Here is a 9,102-nt window from a genome sequence, read left to right as displayed (position 1 = left end):
GTTACCTATGCCATCACCATCGGTATCAACAGATTCAGTCGCGTCGAGTGGGAAAGCATCTTCCGTATCTGAAACACCATCGTTATCATCATCGGTATCGGCATTGTTACCTATGCCATCACCATCGGTATCAACAGATTCGGTCGCGTCGAGTGGGAAAGCATCATCAGTATCTAAAACACCATCGTTATCATCATCAGTATCGGCATTGTTGCCAATACCATCAGCGTCAGTATCAATCCATTCTCTAGGGTCTAGAGGAAATGCATCTTCCTCATCTAAGTGGCCATCCCCATCGTCATCGGTGTCGGTGTTGTTGCCAATGCCATCACCGTCGGTATCTAACCACTCATTTGGGTCTAACGGGAAGGCATCTTCAGTATCTAAATAACCATCGTTATCGTCGTCGGTATCGGCATTATCACCTGTGCCATCAGAATCTGAATCTAACCACTCTTTCGAGTTATATGGAAAGGCATCAACATCATCGTTATAGCCATCATTATCATCATCATGATCTTGGTCGTTTGGAATACCGTCATTATCGGCATCATTATCACTCCCTGAAGATGCGCCGAACTTGAATATTGATGTGTAGGTATAAACGGTATTTGAACCAGTTGTAATTCTTAAATCAGCAGTATGATTACCTTCAATGAGCTCCAGTGATATAATTGCTTCAGAGTTATTTAATTCATAATTTACCGGGCTCCAAGAGCCATTGTTTAAACGTAATTCAACTTTGGAAAGGTCCATCCACCATGATGACGCTATTTTAAGCTGAGAGTCGATTTTATTGACGATAGGTTTTGCGTAATGGCCGCCTTGGTGTACAAGAGTTAATGAATCAATAGGTGAGATAAAAGATTGTCCGTTTATTGGAATTGATACACTTGAAACATGTTGACCATTATCTGCAGTTGAGTAATTCAATACTAAATGTGTGTTATCACATTGGGTATCGGGTTTGGTAATGGTGAGGTTGGAATCAATTGAAATTGTACCTTCACTAAGTAGTGATGAACCAGTGTCTGTTTTACAAGTGAATTGATAGTTAAACGCTTTCGCGTATTTATTGTTTTGAATATCTTTAAATAAAAATGCACCCTCTTGCCAAGGGTTATTATAAAAAATTGTTACGTCGGTATCATTCCATTCTAAGTAGCCTGTGAAATATACATTCTGCTCAGTTAAGCTAATGGTTTTTTCTTGATCTGTGAACATTGCAATGGGGGTGTACGTATTAACAGATGTGACAAGTGCCCCTTGCTCATTTTGTTCAAAAAACACTGTTTCAGCTAATTTTATATCTTGAAACGGATCGAACTTTACCTTATGTAATGAAAGCTTTTTATAGTCATGGTTATACGCAAGCGGTTCATAGATCTTCCAGGATTTAATGTTTGGATCTAAATCACTGCTAACTCCAGAGAGGCGCTTAGACAATGAATAGTGTGTTGCCTCACTAAAAGTAGGTAGTGCAATAGTAGTGGGTGTAAGCTTGCCAAAATCAACGCTGATTTCTTGTCCAGTAAAATTGTTCGCATCAAAGGTGTATTCGTATAAAAACTCACTTTTTTCTTCATGTGTGTCATTTGGATCGAGATAGTCATATTGAGAGCTGATATGAATTTTTGAAGTGTCAGCAATTTCACCAACCGCAAATATTGGCTGTGAAGTAAGGCCATAATAGCCTGCACCAAAACTAGAAAACTCACTCAATATAACTGTGTCTGCTGCTCTTGGTAAAAGTTTATCTTTCACATCACCAATTTTAGGATCTGTCGCAGATTCAAGTTTAGAAATATTGGTTAAATTGGCTATATCAAAGTGAATTGTTTGATGACTACTAGAGACAGATAACTTATGAGATGAGGAGCCAAGAACAAACGAGTTCGTATCAGTTAATCCTAAGTCCGCAGGCTTTATACCGAAATATGAAACATCGATAGTAACATTTTCACTATTGATATTTAAGGTTGTTGCTTTGTTGGGAAAAATCTCCGCCCAAATAAACGAGCCATAGTAGGAAATAATTGCGGTCGCGGACGAAGGCGCATTAGTTGTCAGAGTCAATTTTCTTGTGTGCTCAACATAGGCAGGCACAGAAATAGATTGTGATTCAGTACTTATAGTTACTAAGTTATGTAAAATACCACCCTCATTTTCTGCAAAATCTAAGGCGTGGACATTTTCCACATTAAGTATTAACTCAATGGTATGAGAAGAGTTTGCAGGTATGGTAAAACTTGTTTCAGACGCTGTCATTACCGCTGCGGCTGGTAAGTTATCATTAATATTTACTGAAAATGTTTTTTCAGTTTTAGAACGGTTGAATAGAGTCAGTGTTTGAGTGTTACTGTAAGAGGATTGCTCTTGTGCAATAATGCCAAAGTTGAGCGCCGTTTTATTTGCCGTAATGGTCGTTTTAATACTTTTTTCAATATCCATTCTGCCAGGGCCTTGGGCTAATGGATCATAGTCAAGGTTTACAGCCCCTGCTGCTAAATATTGTTTTGATAGCTCAGCTGTGAGATTGGGATTATGCTGCTTTAATAATGCAACTGCACCTGCAACATGAGGTGAGGCCATACTTGTACCACTTAAACTGCCATACGCTTGATTAGGTAGTGTTGAGTTAATTTGACTACCTGGTGCAGTTATCTCAGGCTTGGTAAATTCCGTCGTGGTGAGCGATTTAGATGAAAAGTATGATAAATCATCAGCTTTTGTTGATGATGCAACGGTAATCGCTTTTTCAGCGGAGGCTGGCGAACTGTTATTTATTGCACCATAATAGCCATCGTTACCAGCAGCAACCACGACTATCACACCCGCATCTACAGCATTATTAGTTGCAATGCTAGTTGGATCGCTTGCGTTACCGCCTCCGCCCAAACTCATATTAATAATATCAACAGCATCGTCAGTATTAATATCACCATCCGGATCAACAGCGCGTTCAATTGCAGCAATAATATTACTGCTATAACCCCAACCTTCATCACTTAATACTTTATATGCATGAAAGGTGACATCTGGGGCAACGCCTTTTAGTGTGCCGTTTGCACCGACAATGCCAGCGACATGTGTTCCATGACCGTCACCATCCATTGGATCATTGTCATCGTTATGGAAGTCATATCCAGCAATGACTCGGCAGTTTTCACCGAAACAGCTGCCTAAATCAGGGTGGGTATAGTCAATACCGGTATCAAGAATGGCAACTGTTACACCTTTACCTGTAATTTCTTTACTATTAGCATCTTGCATTGCCCATACGAGCGGCGCACTAATCAAATCAACACTTTCTGATAAATCTATAGACTTTATTCTATCGGGTGTTACGCGCTTTACATTGGGCAGATTCTTAATTGCTTCAATATGGTTTGAATCACTTTCTATTACCAGTAAGTTACTTGTTTTTGTTAGTTTATTTAATACACGAATGTCTGATGAAAGTGCTGATAATTGAGAGGTTACTTGCTGTTGCTGTACTGCAATTTGAGTTTGTGCAAAATCGAGTTGTAACTTTACTGACTGAGCTTGTGCAGTAGAGCCTTGTTTGCTTAATCGGCTCTGTTTTTTTAGCTCACTTTTAGTGTTAATTAAACTGGGTGAAGAAAGTTCAACTAAATATCGATTGTTGGCAATAAGGTGGCGTTTTGTCTTAATCACATTACCCTGTTTGTCTTGTAATGACAAAATCTGGGTTGCTACTTTTTTTTCATTGTTGAGGGTGATTGTTTTATTGCCGATATGAACTGCAGTATTTGATGTTGCATAAAGTGCACTCGATACAGAAAGGGCACAGAGGGAGACCGCGAAGAGTCCATTTTTCGCTAAATTAGCCATATTTAATCCATTAGATATTTTTATTATCTATTGAATCTTATCACTTTTTAAAAAATTAACACAAACTTCCTAAACACAAGTACTTAACTTCCAAATAATCATCTAGTCCGTAGTGCGATCCCTCACGGCCGTAACCGGACTGTTTTACGCCACCAAATGGAGCAGCTGCATTTGAGATAATGCCTTCATTAATGCCTACCATACCAAACTTTAATTGTTGCGCTGTACGCATAATTCGGTTGATGTTTTGGCTATAAAAATAAGCAGCGAGGCCATACTCAGTATCGTTGGCTTGTTTAATAACTTCTTGCTCATTTGTGAAAGTAAATATGGTTACAACAGGGCCAAATATCTCGTTTTGTGCAATCTCCATAGTGTTGTCACAGTTGGTTAAAATGGTCACAGGGTAACCTGTTTCACTTGCTTCACCTTGATAGTGTAAAGTTGCACCTTGGCTAATGGCGTTATTGACTAACGTTGATACTTTATCGATTGCAGCTTTATTTATAAGAGGGCCAAGTTGCACATCTTCTAAACCATTACCTTGTTTTAACAACTTTAATTTCTCTGTGAAGATGTCTAAAAATGCGTGTTTAATGGATTCAGCAAGATAAATTCGATTAGCGCATACGCAGGTTTGCCCGGCATTTCTAAATTTCGCTGCAATTAAGCCCGTAGCGGCTGCGTCTAAATCGGCATCGTCAAATACAATAAATGGCGCGTTGCCACCAAGCTCCATCGAAACACGTTTAACCGTTGACGCGGCTTGTTGTGTAAGTAATTTACCTACCGCTGTAGAACCGGTAAAACTAAATTTGGCAATATCTGGGTGTGTTGTTAATACTTCGCCAATAGCCTTAGCATTGGTACCTACAACCACATTAAAAACGCCGTTAGGTAACCCCGCACGTTTTGCCAGTTCTGCCATGGCAAGCGCACTTAACGGCGTAAGCTCGGATGGTTTAACAATAAAACAGCAGCCTGCTGCAAGTGCCGCAGCAGCTTTGCGAGTGATCATAGCATTAGGGAAATTCCATGGGGTGATGGCTGCAACCACTCCAATCGGTTGCTTTGTGACAATAATTTGCTGCGAATTATTAAGTGCTGGAATGGTATCACCGTATACGCGTTTAGCTTCTTCACTAAACCATTCGATATAGCTAATGCCGTATTTAATTTCACCGCGCGCTTCAGCAAGTGGTTTACCTTGCTCTAAAGTGAGTAATAACGCCAAGTCTTCTAAATTTTCAGAGAGTAAGCTTGCCCACTTTTTTAAATATTCGCTACGCTCATTTGCCGTGGTGTTGTGCCATGCTAACTGAGCATTTTTAGCAGCATTAACCGCATGTTCAACATCGCTAGGGTCAATATCAGCTACTTGTGTCAGCATACTGTTATCAAATGGGTTTACCACATCAAAAGTGATGCTGCTTGTGTGCCAACTGCCATTGATAAAACTGCTGTTTTTAAAGAGAGTTTTATCTTTTAAATTCGTTAGGCTAGATGGTGTCACGGGTTAACTCCTGTGGTTGTAAAATACTATCGTCATAAACGTAAAAATGCTCACTCGATGCCTGTTGCCACCAGATGCTCCAGTTGCCAAGCGGTTTATTCTCTAAAATTTCACCTTCTCGTAATGGCTTTATTAAACTGCCTACCGACATTAATAAACCATAAGGTGTGCGGCGTTTAACCATTTGCGGCAGTAGTTTATCTGGGTCATCTAACCCCATACTGCCAAGCAGTTCGTAAAATGCGTGTAAGGTGTTTTTGTGGAAGTTTTTAATTCGTTCACTTTTACTTTCAATATCAATGGCTTTGGCACGAGCGGGATCTTGCGTTGCTATACCTGTTGGGCATTCATTGGTATTACAGCTGCGCGATTGAATGCAGCCTAACGCCATCATCATGGTGCGGGCGGCATTTACGGTATCAGCCCCTAATGCTAGTTTGGCTAGTAAATCAAACGCTGAGGCGGTTTTGCCTGCTGCAATGAGTGAAATTCTATCGCGAATACCTAAACCAATAAGTGCGTTGTGAATTAAGTACACGCTTTCTAAACAGGTCATACCTAGGCGGTTAGAAAATTCCACAGGGGCTGCACCTGTGCCCCCTTCGGCACCATCGATGGTGATAAAATCAGGGTAAATATGCATCTCTAACATGGCTTTGCAGATTGCTAAAAACTCTGCAGGATTACCTAAACACAGTTTAAAACCAATCGGTTTGCCTTGGCTCAGCTCGCGAAGCTCTGCTACAAAATTGAGCAATTCTTTTGGTGTTTTACACTTCGGATGTGCCGCAGGCGAGATACAATCCTTATCTTGGTCAATTAAGCGAATGCGGGCTATTTCTTCAGTGATTTTAGCCTTGGGTAACACCCCACCATGACCAGGCTTAGCCCCTTGTGATAGCTTAATTTCAATCATTTTAATTTGTGGCAGAGCGCTTTTTTCACGAAACACGTCAGGGTCGAAGTCGCCCTTTGGCGTGCGGCAAGCAAATAAGCCAGAACCAATTTGCCAAACAATATCACCGCCGTGTTTTAGATGGTAAGGACTCAGACCGCCTTCTCCAGTGTTATGACTAAACCCGCCTTTTTTGGCGCCAAGGTTAAGTGCTTCAATTGCGTTACTGCTAAGCGAACCAAAACTCATGGCAGAAATATTAAAGCGTGATGCCGAGTAGGGTTGTTTACAATCGGGGCCGCCAATCAAAGTGCGTTTGTGCTCATCTTTCACCTCGCAAGGTGCCAGTGAATGCCACAAACTTAAGTAATTTTCTTCGAGTAAGTCTCGTTGTGTACCAAATGCAATGGTGTCTCTTACCGATTTAGAACGCTGGTAAACCAGTGAACGCTGTTCGCGATTAAAGGGCTTTTCTTCGGTGTCGTTGGCAATAAAGTATTGTTGAATTTCAACACGAAAGGACTCCAAAAAATAACGAATGTAAGCAACAACCGGGTATAAACGATTTAAGTTACGCTTTGAAAAAAACACATCAAAAAAGCCAATCACACTATAAATCAGGGTAAAAATTAATAAGAAAAATGTGAAATCATTGGCGTGATATTGCCACAAAAAGAAGGTACTTAAGTTACCTAAAGTTAGCATTAACCAATAGACTTTTTGCATAATTGTCATATCGTTCACTCTTATTTTGCTGACGGATGTCTATAAGAGCTTCAGGATTGGCACAATATCATCTCGGGCAACCCTTGCACTCGATATTGATTTTGCATAATAACCAGCGGTTTGTCACTGAAAGAAAAAGGCAATCATGATGATTTGCTTTTATTCAGTAAGGGTTGGGACCCGAATGTTTAACTGGTTTTAAAAATTAGCGCGCAAGTTTACGCCAAACTTCGGTTTCTTCAGTGCCATTCACCATGCCTTTGTGATGCCAGTAAATCACCTCAACACCATGCTCTTGTTTGGTCTCAAGCCAGCCTTTAAAGGTGAACACTTTACCGTGATGCTCATTTGACGTGCTTTTTTCAATATGTTCGTTGTACTTATCACCATCTAGGGTAAATTTACCGGCTAAATACCCTAAGAATTCACCTTGCTGCATATTGTTTAAGGCAAATTTATCGCCTTTCACGGTTTTGATTGCGACAAGCGTTGCGTTGTCTGCTTTTAATATTTCACCTGAAGGCGTTTTGTATTCGCCTTTAATAAATTGCCAATCACCTTCATATTGGTGGGCAATGGCATTTGATACAAAAAGCGCAAGTGTTAGGCAGAGTCCTTTAATTAAATTCATTATTTTTTCCTGTCGTTAAAATTTGCTAACAGTTAATACTAAAGCCCCTTTAAAAAGTAGTGTTAGAATCACAAATCAGAAAAAAATAAGAAAAATTAAACTAGAGCGTGTTGACCTTTGCTGTCTATTTCTGCAGCAGTTTGTTTGGCATTTAGACAAGGCAGAGTGATTGTAGTGTAGTTACTCTACATAAATGAACGATAACGCAGTATAAATGCCAAACAAGCGCTGCCTAACAGGTTCAACCCAAAGCGTTTTGTTCTTTGTTGTTGCTTCTTGACTTAGCCCGCTAGGCCTACAAAGCAACGCCGCGATCAAAACGCTTTGGATTTGAACAGAATTTAGACCCCAAAGATCAATACGCTCTAATAAATAGCGTTATTAATCGGTTTTTTCTCATGACAGGAGTACTCAAATGCAACCAACATCTAGTCGCCTTAATTATGCGTTTATCACCGAAGATGACATCGATGATTTATACCAACTCGACCAAGACCCTGCAGTGATGAAGCACCTTAATGATGGTAAACCAACCACCATGGAAGAAAAGAAAACCATTTTTTTACCGCGCATGGCTAAATATGCCAATAAAGAAAAAGGCTGGGGCCTTTGGAAAGTTAACATTAAAGAGTCGGGTGAATTTATTGGTTGGATTTTAGTAAGGCCAATGCATTTCTTTAATGATGAAGCGGATACCGAGTGGCATAACCTTGAACTAGGCTGGCGTTTTAAACAAAGCTCGTGGGGTAAAGGGTATGCAACCGAAGCGGCTAAGGCATTAATTGAACAAATAAAATTAATGCCAGAATATACATGTATTTGTGCTATCGCAGTGAAAGAAAACCTTGGCTCGATTGCGGTAATGGAAAAGCTTGGTATGAGGTTTGTGAAAGAGTATATGCATAGTGATCCGCTAGGGGATATTCCAGCAGTGCATTATGAGAGGGAATTGTGATTGTCGTATCTACTTTAGCAGCGTATTTTACTTGAGATCTTATTCTTAACAGCTTTTTATACTTGAAAGTATGTTTGTCGCGCTGGCGATAGTAGCGTCCGTGCTTTATATCTAGCGCCATTCATTTTGCTCTATAACTGATAAGATGCTTTCTACAGATGCAATCGTATATATCTGTTAGTGTATTTGTCGCGCTGGCGACAGCAGCAAAAGATGAAAAGCAACCGAAACGAAGTTTCGCAGTGCTTTGAAATGAGGTCAGGGATGACCGATGTAACCCAGCTTCAAGGATGAATTTTAACGTTAATCTCAAAAGCGCCGACTTCCCTTTGGAATCCCTCGGCGCCCCAAAATCAAACTGATTCTTCAAACATAATTTAAATATGAACATAAGCGCCATGAAGCAACGCGCTAAACATCCTTGCACGCTTTCCAGCTCGAAGTCCTTTTCTCGCGTTCATAGCTAGCCGAACTTCGTTCGTCTCAAGACGCTATTCACCCATGCCTACATGGCTTGCTCGACCGCT

Annotated in this window: 5 protein-coding genes; 1 reads left to right on the top strand and 4 read right to left on the bottom strand. The window is 40.4% G+C overall.

All coding sequences use genetic code 11. The annotated features are described in order from the left end of the window. The 4 genes from ABYD77_RS15730 to ABYD77_RS15715 form a co-directional block, all read right to left on the bottom strand. The coding region (locus tag ABYD77_RS15730) for a S8 family serine peptidase (protein WP_372771063.1) at positions 1 to 3,855 on the bottom strand (3,855 nt) is incomplete at its 3' end. 55 nt (positions 3,856 to 3,910) lie between these two features. After that, positions 3,911 to 5,368: an NAD-dependent succinate-semialdehyde dehydrogenase gene (locus tag ABYD77_RS15725; protein WP_372771062.1), complete on the bottom strand. Its 1,458-nt coding sequence runs from the start codon at positions 5,366 to 5,368 to the stop codon at positions 3,911 to 3,913. Next, positions 5,355 to 6,998, bottom strand: a complete 1,644-nt coding sequence (locus tag ABYD77_RS15720) for an FMN-binding glutamate synthase family protein (RefSeq protein ID WP_372771061.1) — start codon at positions 6,996 to 6,998, stop codon at positions 5,355 to 5,357. The genes ABYD77_RS15725 and ABYD77_RS15720 overlap by 14 nt, the downstream gene beginning before the upstream one ends. Before the next feature lie 196 nt (positions 6,999 to 7,194). Further along, positions 7,195 to 7,620 (bottom strand): hypothetical protein, encoded by a 426-nt coding sequence (locus ABYD77_RS15715; RefSeq protein ID WP_372771060.1) that lies wholly within the window; start codon positions 7,618 to 7,620, stop codon positions 7,195 to 7,197. Positions 7,621 to 8,035: 415 nt separating this feature from the next. Here ABYD77_RS15715 and ABYD77_RS15710 point away from each other — a divergent pair, with 415 nt between their 5' ends. Then, positions 8,036 to 8,575 (top strand): GNAT family N-acetyltransferase, encoded by a 540-nt coding sequence (locus ABYD77_RS15710; RefSeq protein WP_372771059.1) that lies wholly within the window; start codon positions 8,036 to 8,038, stop codon positions 8,573 to 8,575. Positions 8,576 to 9,102: the final 527 nt, after the last annotated feature.

Origin of the sequence: Pseudoalteromonas sp. (assembly GCF_041629635.1) — a bacterium.
Lineage (GTDB): Bacteria > Pseudomonadota > Gammaproteobacteria > Enterobacterales > Alteromonadaceae > Pseudoalteromonas.
Note: the sequence above shows the minus strand (reverse complement) of the source record. Positions and strands in the feature narration are given on the sequence as shown.

Excerpts from the sequence above, each read along its gene's own strand:
- ABYD77_RS15720 (WP_372771061.1), bottom strand. The coding sequence starts at position 6,998 with ATGACAATTATGCAAAAAGTCTATTGGTTAATGCTAACTTTAGGTAAC.
- ABYD77_RS15715 (WP_372771060.1), bottom strand. The coding sequence starts at position 7,620 with ATGAATTTAATTAAAGGACTCTGCCTAACACTTGCGCTTTTTGTATCA.
- ABYD77_RS15710 (WP_372771059.1), top strand. The coding sequence starts at position 8,036 with ATGCAACCAACATCTAGTCGCCTTAATTATGCGTTTATCACCGAAGAT.